Source organism: Streptomyces sp. NPDC050211 (genome assembly GCF_040656035.1).
Lineage (GTDB): Bacteria > Actinomycetota > Actinomycetes > Streptomycetales > Streptomycetaceae > Streptomyces.
In genome coordinates, this window is sequence record NZ_JBFALC010000047.1 from 66,587 (window position 1) to 82,923 (window position 16,337).

Below are 16,337 nucleotides of genomic sequence, written 5' to 3' on the forward strand. Positions count from 1 at the left end.
GGTGGGAGTTCAAGGGCGAACGTTAGGTATCCACTCATGCTGACCATCCTCGGCTTCGCCATGATCGCGACCTTCCTGGTCCTGATCATGATGAAGAAGATGTCGCCGATCGCGGCGCTCGTGCTGATCCCAGCACTGTTCTGCGTGTTCGTCGGGAAGGGCGCCAAGCTCGGTGACTACGTCATCGACGGCGTGACCAGCCTTGCCCCGACCGCGGCGATGCTCATGTTCGCGATCGTCTACTTCGGAGTGATGATCGACGTCGGGCTCTTCGACCCGATCGTCCGGGGGATCCTCAAGTTCTGCAAGGCCGACCCGATGCGCATCGTCGTCGGCACCGCCGTACTCGCCGCGATCGTCTCGCTCGACGGCGACGGCTCGACCACCTTCATGATCACGGTCTCGGCGATGTACCCGCTGTACAAGCGCCTCAAGATGAGCCTGGTCGTCATGACCGGTGTCGCCGCGATGGCCAACGGCGTGATGAACACCCTGCCGTGGGGCGGCCCGACGGCCCGCGCCGCCACCGCCCTCAAGCTGGACGCCAGCGACATCTTCATCCCGATGATCCCGGCCCTCGCCGTCGGCCTCCTCGGCGTCTTCGTGCTCTCGTACGTCCTCGGCATGCGCGAGCGCAAGCGGCTCGGCACGCTGACGCTGGACGAGGTGCTGGTCGACGAGAAGGAGACGGAGACCGTTCTCGTGGGCGCCGGAGGTTCCGGCAAGACCCCCGTGGCCACCGGCGGTTCGGGCTCCGGCACGGACGCGGACGCGCCCGACGACGAGGACGACAGCATGCTCAAGGTCCTCGACCCGGCCCGGCCCACCCTGCGCCCCAAGCTGTACTGGTTCAACGCGCTGCTCACGGTGGTCCTGCTCACCGCCATGATCATGGAGTGGCTGCCGATCCCGGTGCTGTTCCTGCTCGGCGCGGCCCTGGCGCTGACCGTCAACTTCCCGCACATGCCCGACCAGAAGGCCCGCATCGGCGCCCACGCCGAGAACGTCCTCAACGTCTCCGGCATGGTCTTCGCCGCCGCCGTCTTCACCGGCGTCCTCCAGGGCACCGGCATGGTCGACCACATGGCCAAGTGGATGGTGGACGTCATCCCCGAGGGCATGGGCCCGCACATGGCCCTGGTCACCGGTCTGCTGAGCCTCCCGCTCACCTACTTCATGTCGAACGACGGCTTCTACTTCGGTGTCCTGCCGGTCCTCGCCGAGGCCGGTGCCGCCCACGGTGTCTCCCCGCTGGAGATGGCCCGCGCCTCCCTGGTCGGCCAGCCGTTGCACATGTCGAGCCCGCTCGTCCCGGCCGTGTACGTCCTGGTCGGCATGGCCAAGGTGGAGTTCGGCGACCACACGAGGTTCGTGGTGAAGTGGGCGGCGCTCACCTGTCTGATCATCCTCGGGTCGGGCATCCTCTTCGGAATCATCTGACGTACCGCACGGAGGACTTGACCATGGCGCCCGGTGGGAACCGCGGCTGGCTGCTCCGCCTCGTCATCGCCTTCAGCTTCGCGCAGGGGGCGGTGTCGATGGCCCGGCCGGCCGTCTCCTACCGGGCGCTCGCGCTGGGCGCCGACGAGCGGGCGATCGGCGTCATCGCGGGTGTGTACGCCCTGCTCCCGCTGTTCGCCGCCGTCCCGCTGGGCCGCCGTACCGACCACGGCCGGTGTGCGCCCCTGCTGCCCGCCGGCGTGGTCCTGATATCCGGCGGCTGCGCGCTGAGCGGCCTCGCCGACTCCCTCTGGGCGATGGCGGTCTGGAGCGGGGTGATGGGCCTCGGACATCTGTCCTTCGTCATCGGCGCCCAGTCGCTCGTCGCCCGCCAGTCCGCCCCGCACGAACAGGACCGCAACTTCGGCCACTTCACCATCGGCGCCTCGCTCGGCCAGTTGGTCGGCCCGATCGCGGCGGGCGCGCTGATCGGCGGCCGGGACATGGCCGGGACCAGCGCTCTCGCGCTTCTGGTCGCGGGTGCGGGGGCGGCGGTCGCCTTCACTTCGCTGTGGCGCATCGAGCACCGTACGACCGCCAAGTCCCGTACCGGGCAAGGCGACCGCGTCCCCGTCCAGCGCATCCTGCGCGCCCGGGGTGTCCCCGCGGGCATCCTCATCAGTCTCTCCGTGCTGTCCGCGACCGACATCCTCACCGCCTATCTGCCGGTGGTCGGCGAGCACCGGGGCATCGCGCCGTCGGTCATCGGCGTGCTGCTCAGCCTCCGTGCGGCGGCCACGATCGCGTGCCGTCTGGTGCTGACCCCGCTGCTGAGGCTGCTGGGCCGGACGCTGCTGCTCACCGTGACCTGTCTGCTGGCGGCCGTGCTGTGCGCGGGCATCGCGCTGCCGGTGCCGGTGTGGGCGCTGGCCCTGGTCCTCGTCGCCCTCGGCTTCTGCCTCGGCGTCGGCCAGCCGCTGTCCATGACGACGGTCGTCCAGGCGGCCCCGGACGGCGCCCGCTCCACGGCCCTCGCACTCCGGCTGACCGGCAACCGCCTCGGCCAGGTCGCCGCCCCGGCGACCGCGGGTCTGGTCGCGGGGGTCGCGGGCGTGGCGGCGCCGTTCGTGATGCTGGGAGGTCTGTTGCTGCTGTCGGCGGGGGTCGCGCTGCGGACGCCGAAGGGGCCCGAGGCGCCCGGCCCCGCCTCGCAGGCGCGGCCGAAGCGCTCCAGATTCCGCCGGACGAGTGATATCTGACGACGCGCCGGGGTCGGTACGGCGAGTCGCAGTGCGCGTAACGGAGAGTCAGGCGAAAGAACGATTTGTATGAAAATCGTCTGAATCGGAGGAGCGCGCATGCCCACCCAGACACCCACACGTACTTTCCGCCGCCGCGCGGGCGCCACTGTCGTCCTCACCGCCCTCACCGCGGCGGGCGCGTCATGGGTGGCGGCGCCGACGGCGTCGGCCCAAGGGGAGAACGGCGACATCAGGATCCACAGCGTGGGCGTGCCCTTCGGGGACTCGAGAGACGAGCCGGTGGTCTGCAGGTTCTATCTCGACGCCGTCAACTTCGACGTCCTCCCCGCCATCGCCTACACCATCACGCCGCAGCCTCCGCTGCCCTCCGCCGCCACCGTCGCCGGCACCATCCAGCTCGGCGGGGGCGCCGGTCACACCGACCAGCTGCGGCTCGCGGACGGGCAGTACAAGATCACCTGGATCGTGCTGGGTGCCCCCAAGGAGAAGGTCTTCCGTGTCAACTGCCGCGACCGCAACCGCATCGAGGATCACCATCGCGCCGACGCGGCCTGGGGGCCGGGCGACCACCGCGGCCCGCGGGGCGGTGTGCACGCGGGCGGCGGCGGTCTCGTCGACAGTGCCGCCGCGTTCGCGCCGGTGACCGGCGCGGCGGCCGTGGTCGCCCTCGGCGGCACGATGTACTTCCGGATGAACCGCCGCCGGCCCCATGGTGCCGCGTAGGCGCAGACGCAGGCCCTGGCACCGCACGCGCGCCTACCGCCTGACCAGGACGGCCCTGCTCGCCGTCGTCCTGGTCACGGTGGGGGTGCGGTGCGAGCGGCCGGACATGCCGGTGGCGCCGGAAGGAGCCGAGGGACCGGCCCCCGTGGCAGCCCCGGCCCCGACCCGCCCCACACCCTCCGCTCACCCCGTCCGCGCCGAACGCCGCCCCACACCCAGACCCACGCCCCCGCTCCGCCCGCTGCCCCGGTCCCGGCCGACGACCCTCCGCATCCCGTCCCTCGGCATCGACGCCCCGGTCATGGGTCTTGGGCTCGACCGGGACCGGGAGCTGGAGACACCGCCGATCGACAAGCCGAAGCTCGTCGGCTGGTACGAGGGCGGCCCCACGCCCGGCGAGCCCGGCACCGCCATCGCCGTCGGCCACCGTGACACCAGGACCGGCCGCGCCGTCTTCGCCGGGCTGGCCGAGGTGAAGCCCGGCAAGCCGATCGAGGCGCGGCGCGCGGACGGCCGTACCGCCGTCTACACCGTGGACCGGGTGAAGGTCTTCGACAAGGCGGACTTCCCCGACAAGGAGGTCTACGGCCCGGCCGAGCGCCCGGAACTCCGCGTGATCACCTGCGGTGGCCTCTTCAGTCGGCGCTCGGGCTACACCAGCAACGTGGTGGTCTTCGCCCACCTGACCGCCACAAAGTGACCAACCTCTTCCCCGACCGCGCACATTCCGTTAACTTCCGTGACCCACAGCCCCGTTCGACCCGGGCGGGGCGGTCGACCGCGGAACCAGCGCACGAGTGAGCCCTCGGGGGCACCTGTCATGACACGCGCCATCTCTCTGCACGATGTGAGCAAGGTCTACGACCGTGGTGTCCGTGTGGTGGACCGGCTGTCGCTGGACATCGAGCCCGGTGAGTTCCTGGTGCTGCTCGGGCCGTCCGGGTGCGGGAAGTCCACCGTGCTCAGAATGATCGCGGGGCTGGAGGAGATCACCGAGGGCGAGCTGCTGCTCGACGGTGAGTACGCCAACGATCTGCTGCCGTACGGGCGGAACATGGCGATGGTCTTCCAGAACTTCGCGCTGTACCCGAGCATGACCAGCCGCGACAACATCGGCTTCCCGCTGCGCATCGAGGCACCCGGCGCGGACCCCCGCCCGCGCGTGGACGCCACCGCCCGCATGCTGGGCATCGAGGACCTGCTGGACCGCTTCCCCGGCCAGCTCTCCGGCGGCGAACGCCAGCGCGTCGCGATGGGCCGCGCCATCGCCCGGCACCCCTCCGCGTTCCTGATGGACGAGCCGCTGTCCAACCTGGACGCCAAACTCCGCAACCATCTGCGGGCCGAAATATCCGCCCTCACCCGCGAGTTGGGCGTCACCACGGTGTACGTCACCCACGACCAGGCGGAGGCCATGTCGCTCGGCGACCGGGTCGCCGTCCTGCGCGGCGGCCTCCTCCAGCAGGTGGGCACCCCACGCTCGGTGTACGCGCTGCCCCGCAACGTCTTCGTCGCCGCCTTCATCGGCATCCCGCGCATCAACCTGCTGCGCGGCCTGGTGCGCGCCCCGCTCGACGGCGCCATGACCATCAGCCTCGGCAAGCAGTATCTGCGGCTGCCCGAACCCCTGTCTCTGGACCACCAGTTGCTCCGTGTCCAGCAGGGCCGGGAGGTCATCGTCGGCCTGCGCTCGGAGGCGATACGCATCGCCAAACCGGCGTCCGCCCGGCCCGGTGAGGCCGTGCTCACCGGTCTGGTCGAGCATGTCGAGTTTCAGGGCCACGAGGTCCTCGTCCACTTCAACACCGGCTCCCACCCGGCCGTCGTACCCGAGCTGGAGGCCCCACGCCCGGCCCGCCCGGTCCGGCGCCGACGCCGCGAGGGCGGTACGGTCCTGGACCGCCTCCGCGAGCGGGCGGGCGCGCGGCGCGCGGGACCGGTCGTGGTCCTGGAGCATCCGGCCGACGCGGCCCCCGAAACGGCGCCGCCCGAGGGTCGTCTCCCCGGCGACCTCATCGTCCGCACCACCCCGGACATCGAACTCCGGCACGGAATGCAGGTCCCTCTCCTCGTCGACATCGCCCACCTGTTCGTCTTCGACCAGCACGGCGAGCGGATCTGCCCGGCTCCGGCGCGTTTGCCGGACTTGGACGAGTGAGGCCCGCGACGATGGGTGCATGAATCTCCAACTCACGCGTACCCAGGCCGCGTTCGCCGTGGCCGGGCTGCTGCTCGCCGTCGGCACACCGACCGCCTACGCCACCTTCGACGACGGGACCTCCGCCGCACCGCAGCGCGGAGAGCCGTACATCGAGACCCAGCTCTTCTTCGGCACCGCGCGCCCGGACGGCGGTCCGGCCGTCACCGACAAGCAGTTCATGGCCTTCATCGACAAGGAGGTCACGCCCGGCTTCCCGAACGGGCTGACCGTGCAGAGCGGGCGCGGGCAGTGGAAGGACATGAGTGGCACGATCGAGAAGGAGCGGTCGTACGAGCTGATCCTGCTGTATCCGGTGACGGAGGCGGGCCCGAGCGACCGGAAGATCGAGGAGATCCGCCGGGACTACGAGAAGGCCTTCGGCCAGGAGTCGGTGGGCCGGGTCGACGACCGGGCCCAGGTCGACTTCTGACCGGCTCGGGAGCTCGGACCCCCCTGGCGAGCGAAAACTAACATCGCTAGTTTGGTGCTCTGAGCACATGGTCCCGCCCGGGAGGAAGCACGATGAAGGCACACGACGGCATGTACATCGACGGCGGCTGGCGCCCCGCCGCCGGTCAGGACGCGATCGAGGTCGTGAACCCGGCCGACGAGCAGGTCATCGGCCGGGTCCCGGCCGGCAGCGCCGAGGACGTCGACACCGCCGTACGGGCCGCCCGCGCCGCCCTCCCGGGCTGGGCCGCGACCCCGCCCGCCGAACGGGCCGCGCGCCTGACCGCCCTCCGGGACGTCCTCGTGGCCCGCAAGGACGAGATCGCCGAGACGGTCACGGCCGAGCTCGGCTCGCCGCTGAAGTTCTCCGAGAACGTCCTCGCGGGCGTCCCGATCGCGGTCGCGGGCTCCTACGCCGAGCTGGCGGCGGCGTACTCCTTCGAGGAGAAGGTCGGCAACTCGACCGTCTTCCACGAGCCGGTCGGCGTGGTCGGCGCGATCACGCCCTGGAACTACCCGCTCCACCAGATCGTCGCCAAGGTCGCCCCGGCGCTGGCGGCGGGCTGCACGGTCGTGCTGAAGCCCGCCGAGGACACCCCGCTCGTCGCCCAGCTCTTCGCCGAGGCGGTCCACGAGGCCGGGGTTCCCGCCGGTGTCTTCAACCTCGTCACCGGCCTCGGCCCGGTCGCGGGCCAGGCCCTCGCCGAGCACCCGGGCGTCGACCTGGTCTCCTTCACCGGCTCCACGGCCGTCGGACGGCAGATCGGCGCGACCGCGGGCGCGGCCGTCAAGAAGGTGGCCCTGGAGCTGGGCGGCAAGTCCGCCAACGTCATCCTCCCGAGCGCCGACCTCGTCAAGGCCGTCAACGTCGGCGTCGCCAACGTCATGTCCAACTCCGGCCAGACATGCAGCGCGTGGACGCGGATGCTGGTCCACCGGGAGCAGTACGACGAGGCGGTGGAGCTGGCCGCCACCGCCGCCGCCAAGTACGGCGAGCGCATCGGCCCCGTCGTGAGCGCGAAACAGCAGGCGCGGGTGCGCGGTTACATCGAGAAGGGTGTCGCGGAAGGCGCCCGGATCGTCGCGGGCGGCGCGGAACTCCCGCATGAGCAGGGCTACTTCATCGCGCCCACGGTCTTCGCCGACGTCACCCCCGAGATGACGATCGCCCAGGAGGAGATCTTCGGGCCGGTCCTGTCGATCATCCGGTACGAGGACGAGGACGACGCCCTGCGGATCGCCAACGGCACGGTCTACGGGCTCGCCGGCGCCGTGTGGGCGGGCGACGCGTCGGAGGCGGTGGCCTTCGCGCGCCGCATGGACACCGGGCAGGTCGACATCAACGGCGGACGCTTCAATCCCCGTGCCCCCTTTGGCGGTTACAAGCAGTCAGGTGTGGGCCGCGAACTCGGTGCGCACGGCCTGGCCGAGTACCTCCAGACCAAGTCCCTGCAGTTCTGAGGAGCCCGCACATGGTCCGCGCCGCCGTCCTTCCCGCCATCGGCTCCCCGCTGGAGATCACCGACATCGACCTGCCCGACCCCGGCCCGGACCGCATCCGCGTCCGCCTCGCCGCCGCCGGCGTCTGCCACTCCGACCTGTCCCTGTCCAACGGCACCATGCGGGTACCGGTCCCGGCCGTCCTCGGCCATGAAGGCGCCGGGACGGTCGTCGCCGTGGGCGAGGGCGTCACCCACCTCGCACCCGGCGACCACGTCGTCCTCAACTGGGCCCCGTCCTGCGGCAGTTGCCACGCCTGCGCCCTCGGCGAGGTCTGGCTGTGCGCCAACGCGCTGAACGGCGCCGCCGACGTCCACGCCCGGCGCAGGTCCGACGGCGCCGACCTCCACCCCGGCCTGAACGTGGCGGCGTTCGCCGAGGAGTCGGTCGTCTCCGCGTCCTGCGCCCTCCCGCTCCCCGAGGGCATCCCCCTCACCGACGCGGCCCTCCTAGGCTGCGCGGTCCTCACCGGCTACGGCGCCGTCCACCACTCGGCACGCGTCCAGCCGGGGGAGACGGTGGCGGTGTACGGCGTCGGGGGAGTGGGCCTCGCTGCACTGCAGGCGGCTCGTATCGCGGGCGCGTCGAAGATCGTCGCGGTCGATGTCTCGCCGGAGAAGGAGGAGTTGGCGCGGACAGCGGGCGCAACCGACTACCTCGTCGCCTCCGACACCACGGCCCGCGAGATCCGCGCCCTCACCGGCAAGCAGGGCGTCGACGTCGCCGTCGAGTGCGTGGGCCGCGCGACGACCATCCGCACGGCCTGGGACTCCACGCGCCGCGGCGGACGCACCACGGTCGTGGGCATCGGCGGCAAGGACCAGCAGGTCACCTTCAACGCCCTGGAGATCTTCCACTGGGGCCGCACCCTGTCCGGCTGCGTCTACGGCAACTCGGACCCCGCGAAGGACCTCCCGGTCCTCGCCGAGCACGTCCGCGCGGGCCGCCTGGACCTGGGAGCCCTGGTGACGGAGCGGATCGCGCTGGACGGGATTCCGGCGGCGTTCGAGAACATGCTGGCGGGGAAGGGCGGACGGGCGCTGGTGGTGTTCTGAGGCAGACGGGAGCCCGGAGCCCCCTGGGTGCTCCGGGCAACCTTCGCGCACAACCGTTGACGCCATACCGTCCGGTCAGTACGTTCGCCGCCAACGTCCCCAGCACCCACCGGAGTGTGCACGCATGGACATGGCCCCCTCCGCTCACCCCCTCCCCACGAGCACCGTCCCCACGGTCAACCGGCGTCGCGTAGCCACCGCGGCAGCCCTCGCCTCGGCCGTCGAGTGGTACGACTACTTCGTCTTCGGCATCGCCGCCGCCCTCGTCCTCGGCGACCTGTACTTCCCCGCCGGCAGCTCCACCGCCGGAGTACTCGCCTCCTTCGCCACCTTCGCGGTCGGCTTCCTCGCCCGTCCCCTCGGCGGCATCGTCGCGGGCCAGCTCGGCGACAAGCGCGGCCGCAAACCCATGCTGGTCCTCGCGCTCACGCTGATGGGCGTCGCCACCACCGGCATCGGCCTGCTCCCGACGTACGAGACGATCGGCGTCGCCGCCCCGATCCTCCTGGTTTTCCTCCGCGTCGCCCAGGGCGTCGCCGTCGGCGCGCAGTGGGGCGGTGCGATGCTGCTGGCCACCGAGTACGCCCCCGAGGGCAAGCGCGGTGTGTACGGCAGCGTCGTCCAACTCGGCGTCCCCATCGGCGTGGTGACCGCCAACACCGTCTTCCTGCTGGCCGGCGCCTTCACCTCCGAGTCGGCGTTCGCGGCCTGGGGCTGGCGCATCCCGTTCCTGATCGGCCTGTTCGTGCTCGCGCTCGCCTGGTACATCCACACGCGCGTCGAGGAGACCCCCGAATTCCGGGCGGCGGAACGGGAGTTGAGCGAGAAGGAGAAGTCGGAGCAGACCTCCCCGCTGCGCACGATCCTCCGCAACCACCTCGGCACGGTCCTCCTCGCCGGCGGCTCCTTCGCCGTGAACACCGCGACGTTCTACATCCTCATCACCGGCGTCCTCGACTACACGACCCGCGAACTCGACATGAAACGCAGCGCGGTCCTCACCGTCTCCCTCTGCGTCAGCCTCACCCAGCTGATCCTCATCCCCGCATCCGCCGCCCTGTCCGACCGCGTCGGCCGCATCCGGGTCTACGCGTTCGGCGCGGCCGGCATCGCGCTGTGGGCCGTACCGCTGTTCCTGCTGATCGACACGGGTTCGCTGCTGTGGCTGGGCGTCGGCACGTTCGTCGCCAGCTGCTTCCTCAGCATCATGTACGGCCCCCAGGCCGCCCTGTTCGCCGAGCTGTTCACGGCCGAGATGCGCTACACCGGCGCCTCCCTCGGCTACCAGATCGCGGCCGTGTGCGGCGGCGGACTCGCACCCTTCGTCATGGTGCTGCTCCTGGAGGCCACCGGCACATCGATGGCGGTGTCCGCCTACATCATCGGGCTCTCCGTCATCGCCCTGCTGTCCATCAAGGTCCTTGCGGACAGGGCACGTTCACGCTGAGTCCGAAGCGTGTTCGGGCTGCGACGCCGGCGGCACCGCCTCCGGCGCCGTGGCCCGTCCGCGCGACCGCGACACAGCCACCCCGGCCAGACACAGCGCCCCGCCCGCCAGCGTGAGCAGCTTCGGCACCTCACCGAGCGCCAGCCACGACATCAGGACGACCAGTGCGGGAACGGCATACGTCGTGGCGCCCATCCGGCTGGCCGTCGTACGGGACAGGGCGTACGCCCACGTCGTGAAGGCCAGCGCGGTCGGGAACACGCCGAGATAGACCATGTTGAGCGTCGCCGACAGCGGCGCGTCCGCCGCGTCCGACACCAGTTGCCCGGCGAACGGCAGACAGGCCACGGCCCCGACGAGACAGCCGAACGTCGTCACCTGGAGCACACTGGCATGCCCGAGCGCGGGCTTCTGCGCCACGACCCCGCCTGCGTACCCGACGGCGGCCAGCAGACACAGCACCACGCCGAGCACCGACGATCCGCCCCCGCTCGACATCGACAGCCCCACGGCCACCGCACCCGCGAACGACACCGCCATGCCCGCCAGCAGCCGCGGCGGCATCGCGTCCCCGAGCAGCCGCGCGGCGAGCAGCGCGACCAGGATCGGCCCGATGTTCACGACCAGGGCGGCCGTCCCCGCATCCACCTGCTGCTCACCCCAGTTGAGGGCGACCATGTAGAACCCGAACCACAACATCCCCGATATCGCGATCCCGCGCCACGCCGCCCGCGGCGGCCACCCCTCCCGCCGTACGAGACAGAAGATCCCCAACGTGAGGGCTCCCGCGAGCAGCCGCCCGAGCGCCAGCGCACCCGGCGAGTACGACTCACCGGCGCTGCGGATGGAGACGAAGGCGGAGGCCCAGAGGACGACGGTGACGGTGGCAGCACCGGCGGCGAGCAGGTCGGTGCGGCGGGCGGGGGAGGGGGTCATCATGCTCCAGAGGCTAGGAGGGGAGGGTGGGGGAGGCTCGCGAATTTCGGACGGTGAGATGGGGACGTCAGGGGGTGGCCTGAGCGCGGGGCCACCGCTCGTTCGGCACCTGGTTCGCGCAGGGCACTGCAGCGCCCCGATAGGGGCGCGGGGAACTGCGCGACCAGCCCCCACACACCTGCACCCGACAGACGACAGAACCACCCCTCACCGCAACGCCCCCGCCGAGATACCAAGCAACTCCCCCAGCACCCGCTCCCCCGACGGAGTCACCTTCACGGCCCGCTCGGAACCGATCCGCACACACCAGCCGGCGTCCAACGCATGACGGCACAGCGCCGCCCCCGCCACACCCGCGAGATGGGAACGGCGCTCCGTCCAGTCGAGGCACCCACGGGCCAGCGGACGCCGTCCCTTGCGCTCGAGCCCGATGCCGACAGAGTCGAACCACCGCAGCCCCGCCTCCGTGAGCGCGAACCCGGCGTCCTGGCTCAGCAGTCCGCGCTCGGTCAATGCGTCGGTGAGCGTGATGCCGAGCCGCCCGGCAAGGTGGTCGTAGCAGGTGCGGCCGCGGGCCATCGCGGACCCGGCGTTCGACTCCCGGAGGGTGCGCGGGCGCGCTGCCGCATTCGGTGCGACCTGAGCGGCCAGATCCTCCAGCAACTGCGCGACCTGCGGATCGGCGAGACGGACGTATCGATGCCGCCCCTGCCGCTCCTCCGCGAGCAGTCCGCCCGCGATGAGTCGGCCCAGGTGCCCGCTCAGCGTCGACGCGGCGACACCCGCGTGCCGGGCCAGCTCACCAGCGGTCCACGCCCGCCCGTCGAGCAACGCGAGCAGACACACGGCCCGCGTCTCGTCGGCGACGAGCGCGGCGAGCCGGGCCAGTTCGGGGGCGCGGGCGTCCTTGGTGGTCATGCGTTCCAGGATGGGCCACGGACACTTCGGCCAGGACCGAACTGTGAGGTCGTTCGTCGCTCGCCTGCGGGTTTGTTGTGGCTGGTCGCGCAGTTCCCCGCGCCCCTGTCGGGGCGCTGCTACTCAGGTCGTTTGTTTGATCTGCTCGTACTGCTGCACCAGGCCGTCCAGCAGTGCCGTCAGTCCCGTCTCGAAGGCCCGTTCGTCGATCTTCTCCTGCTGCTCGGCGAGGAGGTGCGCCTGGCCTAGGTGGGGGTAGTCCGCGGGGTCGTACGCGCTCGCGTCGTCCACGAAGCCCCCGGCGAATGAGCCGAGTGCGGAGCCCATGATGAAGTACCGCATCAGCGCGCCGATCGAGGTGGCCTGCGCGGGGGGCCAGCCGGCCTCGACCATCGCGCCGTAGACGGCGTCGGCGAGGCGCAGTCCGGCGGGACGGCGGCCGGGGCCCTGGGCCAGGACCGGGACGATGTTCGGGTGGTCGCGCAGTGCGGCCCGGTAGGAGACGGCCCAGTCGTGCAGCGCGGTCCGCCAGTCCCGGCCGTCCTCGAACATCGACAGATCGACCTGGGCGCTCACCGAGTCGGCGACCGCCTCCAGGATCTCGTCCTTGGTCCGGAAGTGGTTGTAGAGCGAGGGCCCGCTCACCCCCAGCTCGGCGGCGAGCCGGCGCGTCGAGACCGCTGCGAGACCCTCCGCGTCGACGAGCGCCCGTGCAGCGTCGACGATCCGGTCGGTGCTGAGGAGGGGCTTGCGCGGTCGGGCCATGGCGCACATAGTAGAGCTGCGAGCCGGAAACTAGCAGTGCTAATTTAAACGTACGGCCTTCAAGTAGAGCTGACTTAGGGGTGACTTCGGCATGAACCTGGAGCTCAGCGAGGAGCAGACCGCCGTCCGGCAACTCGCCCGGGACTTCGTGGACCGCGAGATCGCCCCGAACGTCGTCGCCTGGGACCGCGCGGAAGAGGTCGACCGGGCCATCGTGAAGAAGCTCGCCGAGGTCGGCTTCCTGGGTCTGACGATCGACGAGGAGTACGGCGGCAGCGGCGGCGACCATTTCGCGTACTGCCTGGTGACGGAGGAACTCGGCCGCGGCGACTCCTCCGTGCGCGGCATCGTGTCGGTCTCCCTCGGTCTGGTCGCCAAGACCATCGCCGCCTGGGGGAGCGAGGAGCAGAAGCGCCGCTGGCTGCCGGGACTGACCTCCGGTGCGTACGTCGGCTGCTTCGGCCTCACCGAACCGGGCACCGGCTCCGACGCGGGCAACCTCGCCACACGCGCCGTCCGGGACGGCGACGACTACGTCATCAACGGCACCAAGATGTTCATCACGAACGGCACATGGGCCGACGTCGTCCTGCTCTTCGCCCGCTCCACGGACGCGCCCGGCCACAAGGGCGTCTCCGCGTTCCTCGTCCCGACCGCCACACCCGGCCTTACCCGCCGCACCATCCACGGCAAGCTCGGCCTGCGCGGCCAGGCCACCGCCGAACTCGTCCTCGAGGACGTCCGCGTCCCCGCCTCCGCGATGCTCGCGCCCGAGGGCAAGGGCTTCTCGGTCGCCATGTCGGCGCTTGCCAAGGGGCGGATGTCGGTGGCGGCGGGCTGCGTCGGCATCGCGCAGGCCGCGCTGGACGCGGCGGTGCGGTATGCGACCGAGCGGGAGCAGTTCGGCAGGACCATCGCGCACCATCAGCTCGTGCAGGAGCTGATATGTGACATAGCACTTGACGTCGACGCCGCCCGCCTGCTGACCTGGCGCGTCGCCGACCTCGTCGACCGCGGCCTGCCCTTCGCCACCGAGTCCTCCAAGGCCAAGCTGTTCGCCTCGGAGGCCGCCGTCCGCGCCGCCAACAACGCCCTCCAGGTCTTCGGCGGTTACGGCTACATCGACGAGTACCCGGTGGGCAAGCTGCTGCGCGACGCCCGCGTGATGACCCTCTACGAGGGCACCAGTCAGATCCAGAAGCTGGTGATCGGGCGGGCGTTGACGGGTGTCTCGGCCTTCTAGTTACCTGTTTTCTAGGTATCTGACTGAGTAGTTCGGCGGATGTGGCACGCCCCACATCCGTCGACCCTTGTCCCCATGAGTGACACAGCGGGCAAGCAGCAGAACACGGCCGCCTTCTACGGGCAGGCGGTCGCCTCCTTCGTCGTCGCCATGGCCGCCACGGCGATCGGCATCTTCAAGCTGGAGGCCGATGTCTGGGTGCGGGCGTTCCTCGCGATCGCCGTCCTGTACCTCGTCACCTCTGCCTTCACCCTCGCCAAGGTGATCAGGGACCGGCAGGAGGCGGAGAACCGCGCCTACCACCCGTTCGAAAAGCTCTGAGCGGGCACACTAAGCGCTCGCTCACCTTGAGCGGTATGGTGTTGTCCTTGTCAGTGAGAGGGGCGAACCAGCGATGAGTGCGGCGCAGGAGACGGCCGGCGGCGAACCGCAGGCGTGGGGCGAGGTCACGCCGGACGCGGCCCGGCGGCTGCTGATCGCCGCCGTGGAGGCCTTCGCCGAGCGCGGCTACCACGCCACGACGACCCGTGACATCGCGGGCCGCGCCGGTATGAGCCCGGCCGCGCTCTACATCCACTACAAGACCAAGGAAGAGCTGCTTCACCGCATCAGCCGGATCGGCCATGAGAAGGCACTCGACATCCTGCGTACGGCGGCGCAGCGCCAGGGCAGCCCGGCGGAGCGGCTCGCCGATGCCGTGAGCTCCTTCGTGCGCTGGCATGCCGGGGGGCGCACCACCGCGCGGGTCGTGCAGTACGAACTCGACTCACTCGGCCCCGAGGCCCGCGCGGAGATCGTCGCGCTGCGCCGCCAGTGCGACGCCGAGGTGCGCGGGATCATCGAGGACGGCGTGGCCGCGGGCGACTTTGACGTCCTCGATGTGAAGGGCACGACGCTCGCGGTGCTCTCGCTCTGCATCGACGTCGCCCGCTGGTTCAACATCAACGGGCCGTGGACCCCGGACGAGGTCGGCGCGCTCTATGCCGACCTCGTGCTGCGGATGGTGGGGGGCGAAGTAGCTCCGCGCACGCCTTAGAGGTAGTAGCGGGACACCGACTCGGCGACGCACACCGGCTTGTCGCCGCCGTCGCGCTCCACGGTGAAGGCGACGGTCACCTGCACGCCCCCGGTCACCTCGTCGACGCCGCTGATCGTGGCGGTGGCGCGCAGCCGTGATCCGACCGGCACCGGTGCGGGGAAACGGACCTTGTTCGTCCCGTAGTTGACGCCCATCTTCACGCCCTCGACCTTGATGAGCTGGGGCCCGAAGAGCGGAAGCAGCGACAGCGTGAGATACCCGTGGGCGATGGTGGTTCCGAAGGGCCCGGTCGCCGCCTTCTCCGGGTCGACGTGGATCCACTGGTGGTCGCCCGTGGCCTCGGCGAACAGGTCGATCCGCTTCTGGTCGATCTCCAGCCAGTCGGTGTATCCCAGCTGCTCGCCCACCGCCGCCTTCAGTTCGTCGGCGGACGTGAAGATCCTCGGCTCTGCCATGTCCCGGCCCTCTCGCGTCGCAATGTGACCTGCCTAAGCAACTGCTTAGCATGGTGGGTGGTGGGTCCCCTGTCAACGCACAGGAGGCACAGGAGCTCTCCGGACGCCGGGCGCCGCAGCGGGTCTTCGATGGGTAACCTTCGAGGGGTGCCCCAGATTCACGAGAAGGTCCACGAGCTCACGGTCGGCCAGCTCGCCGCCCGCAGCGGCGCCGCGGTGTCCGCCCTGCACTTCTACGAGTCCAAGGGCCTGATCACCAGTCGCCGCACCTCCGGCAACCAACGCCGCTACAGCCGCGACACCCTCCGCCGAGTCGCCTTCGTCCGTGCCGCCCAACGCGTCGGCATCCCCCTCGCCACGATCCGCGAGGCCCTGGCCGAACTCCCCGAGGAACGCACCCCCACCAAGGACGACTGGGCCCACCTCTCCGAGGCCTGGCGCTCCGAACTCGACGAACGCATCAAGCAACTCAACCGCCTCCGCGACCACTTGACCGACTGCATCGGCTGCGGCTGCCTCTCCCTCGACACCTGCGTCCTCTCCAACCCCGACGACATCTTCGGCGAACACCGCTCAGGCTCCCGCCTGCTGGTGGAACGAGGCGGCAGGAAGGCCGAGTAACGACGCAGGGCCCATATCGACGCGCCAGCCAGCGGGCGCCCGCGTACGGCCGCCAAGGTGCGCGCAGTTGTTGCCGCCCGGGGCCGCGCCCACCCAGCAGGCGGCCGCCTGGCTCAGCTCAGCTGCGGGGAATCTTGCTGCAGGGGAGGCGCCCACCCGGCAGGCGGCGCCCTGCTGTCCCGCCAAGCTGCGGACGGCCCGATCTCCGCCGCAAGCTGCGGGCATGCGTGCCGCCTGGGGCGGCACGGGTGGGCGCAGGCGGCACCCCGTCAGCGCCGGGCTG

The 16,337-nt window shown here is 70.9% G+C and carries 17 protein-coding genes; 13 read left to right on the forward strand and 4 right to left on the reverse strand.

What is annotated here, in order from left to right:
• Nucleotides 1-36 precede the first annotated feature (36 nt).
• The 9 genes from AB0I98_RS34835 to AB0I98_RS34875 all read left to right on the forward strand — a co-directional run bounded on the left by AB0I98_RS34835 (nucleotide 37) and on the right by AB0I98_RS34875 (nucleotide 10,077).
• On the forward strand, nucleotides 37-1,440 hold the full coding sequence (locus AB0I98_RS34835; RefSeq protein WP_362948919.1) for a citrate:proton symporter: 1,404 nt from the start codon (nucleotides 37-39) through the stop codon (nucleotides 1,438-1,440).
• Between the two features lie 23 nt (nucleotides 1,441-1,463).
• Nucleotides 1,464-2,699, forward strand: coding sequence for an MFS transporter (locus tag AB0I98_RS34840; RefSeq protein ID WP_362948921.1), 1,236 nt, complete (start codon nucleotides 1,464-1,466; stop codon nucleotides 2,697-2,699).
• Between the two features lie 99 nt (nucleotides 2,700-2,798).
• Complete coding sequence (locus AB0I98_RS34845) at nucleotides 2,799-3,425, forward strand: hypothetical protein (RefSeq protein ID WP_362948923.1); 627 nt, start codon at nucleotides 2,799-2,801, stop codon at nucleotides 3,423-3,425.
• A complete protein-coding gene (locus AB0I98_RS34850; protein WP_362948925.1) occupies nucleotides 3,412-4,125 on the forward strand; it encodes a class F sortase in 714 nt (237 codons plus the stop codon). Before AB0I98_RS34845 ends, AB0I98_RS34850 begins: the two co-directional genes overlap by 14 nt.
• A gap of 120 nt (nucleotides 4,126-4,245) precedes the next feature.
• On the forward strand, nucleotides 4,246-5,583 hold the full coding sequence (locus tag AB0I98_RS34855) for an ABC transporter ATP-binding protein (protein ID WP_362948926.1): 1,338 nt from the start codon (nucleotides 4,246-4,248) through the stop codon (nucleotides 5,581-5,583).
• A gap of 19 nt (nucleotides 5,584-5,602) precedes the next feature.
• Nucleotides 5,603-6,055 carry a DUF3574 domain-containing protein gene (locus AB0I98_RS34860; protein ID WP_362948928.1) on the forward strand — a complete coding sequence of 151 codons (453 nt, stop codon included), beginning with the start codon at nucleotides 5,603-5,605 and terminating at the stop codon, nucleotides 6,053-6,055.
• A gap of 92 nt (nucleotides 6,056-6,147) precedes the next feature.
• A complete protein-coding gene (locus tag AB0I98_RS34865; protein WP_362948930.1) occupies nucleotides 6,148-7,536 on the forward strand; it encodes an aldehyde dehydrogenase family protein in 1,389 nt (462 codons plus the stop codon).
• Nucleotides 7,537-7,547: 11 nt separating this feature from the next.
• Entirely contained in the window at nucleotides 7,548-8,630 is a 1,083-nt protein-coding gene (locus tag AB0I98_RS34870; protein ID WP_362948931.1) for a Zn-dependent alcohol dehydrogenase, read from the forward strand.
• A 124-nt stretch (nucleotides 8,631-8,754) separates the two neighbouring features.
• Nucleotides 8,755-10,077, forward strand: a complete 1,323-nt coding sequence (locus AB0I98_RS34875) for an MFS transporter (RefSeq protein WP_362948933.1) — start codon at nucleotides 8,755-8,757, stop codon at nucleotides 10,075-10,077.
• On the opposite strand, the gene AB0I98_RS34880 is transcribed toward AB0I98_RS34875, so the two are convergent.
• The 3 genes from AB0I98_RS34880 to AB0I98_RS34890 form a co-directional block, all read right to left on the reverse strand.
• The gene (locus tag AB0I98_RS34880) at nucleotides 10,069-11,013 is read right to left on the reverse strand and encodes a DMT family transporter (RefSeq protein ID WP_362948950.1); all 945 of its coding nucleotides are present in this window, start codon (nucleotides 11,011-11,013) and stop codon (nucleotides 10,069-10,071) included. The two genes, AB0I98_RS34875 and AB0I98_RS34880, sit on opposite strands and share 9 nt — an antisense overlap.
• Before the next feature lie 207 nt (nucleotides 11,014-11,220).
• The gene (locus tag AB0I98_RS34885; RefSeq protein WP_362948935.1) at nucleotides 11,221-11,931 is read right to left on the reverse strand and encodes a winged helix-turn-helix domain-containing protein; all 711 of its coding nucleotides are present in this window, start codon (nucleotides 11,929-11,931) and stop codon (nucleotides 11,221-11,223) included.
• A 123-nt stretch (nucleotides 11,932-12,054) separates the two neighbouring features.
• Nucleotides 12,055-12,696: a TetR/AcrR family transcriptional regulator gene (locus tag AB0I98_RS34890; protein ID WP_362948937.1), complete on the reverse strand. Its 642-nt coding sequence runs from the start codon at nucleotides 12,694-12,696 to the stop codon at nucleotides 12,055-12,057.
• A gap of 91 nt (nucleotides 12,697-12,787) precedes the next feature.
• On the opposite strand from AB0I98_RS34890, the gene AB0I98_RS34895 reads away from it, so the two are divergent.
• The 3 genes from AB0I98_RS34895 (at nucleotide 12,788) to AB0I98_RS34905 (ending at nucleotide 14,975) form a co-directional block, all read left to right on the forward strand.
• The gene (locus AB0I98_RS34895) at nucleotides 12,788-13,939 is read left to right on the forward strand and encodes an acyl-CoA dehydrogenase family protein (protein ID WP_362948939.1); all 1,152 of its coding nucleotides are present in this window, start codon (nucleotides 12,788-12,790) and stop codon (nucleotides 13,937-13,939) included.
• Between the two features lie 75 nt (nucleotides 13,940-14,014).
• Entirely contained in the window at nucleotides 14,015-14,260 is a 246-nt protein-coding gene (locus AB0I98_RS34900) for a YiaA/YiaB family inner membrane protein (RefSeq protein WP_210574749.1), read from the forward strand.
• A 73-nt stretch (nucleotides 14,261-14,333) separates the two neighbouring features.
• The gene (locus tag AB0I98_RS34905; RefSeq protein ID WP_362948941.1) at nucleotides 14,334-14,975 is read left to right on the forward strand and encodes a TetR/AcrR family transcriptional regulator; all 642 of its coding nucleotides are present in this window, start codon (nucleotides 14,334-14,336) and stop codon (nucleotides 14,973-14,975) included.
• On the opposite strand, the gene AB0I98_RS34910 is transcribed toward AB0I98_RS34905, so the two are convergent.
• On the reverse strand, nucleotides 14,972-15,433 hold the full coding sequence (locus AB0I98_RS34910) for a MaoC family dehydratase (RefSeq protein WP_362948943.1): 462 nt from the start codon (nucleotides 15,431-15,433) through the stop codon (nucleotides 14,972-14,974). The genes AB0I98_RS34905 and AB0I98_RS34910 overlap by 4 nt on opposite strands.
• Before the next feature lie 147 nt (nucleotides 15,434-15,580).
• On the opposite strand from AB0I98_RS34910, the gene soxR reads away from it, so the two are divergent.
• Entirely contained in the window at nucleotides 15,581-16,054 is a 474-nt protein-coding gene (gene soxR, locus AB0I98_RS34915; protein ID WP_362948945.1) for a redox-sensitive transcriptional activator SoxR, read from the forward strand.
• The last annotated feature ends 283 nt before the right edge of the window (nucleotides 16,055-16,337 follow it).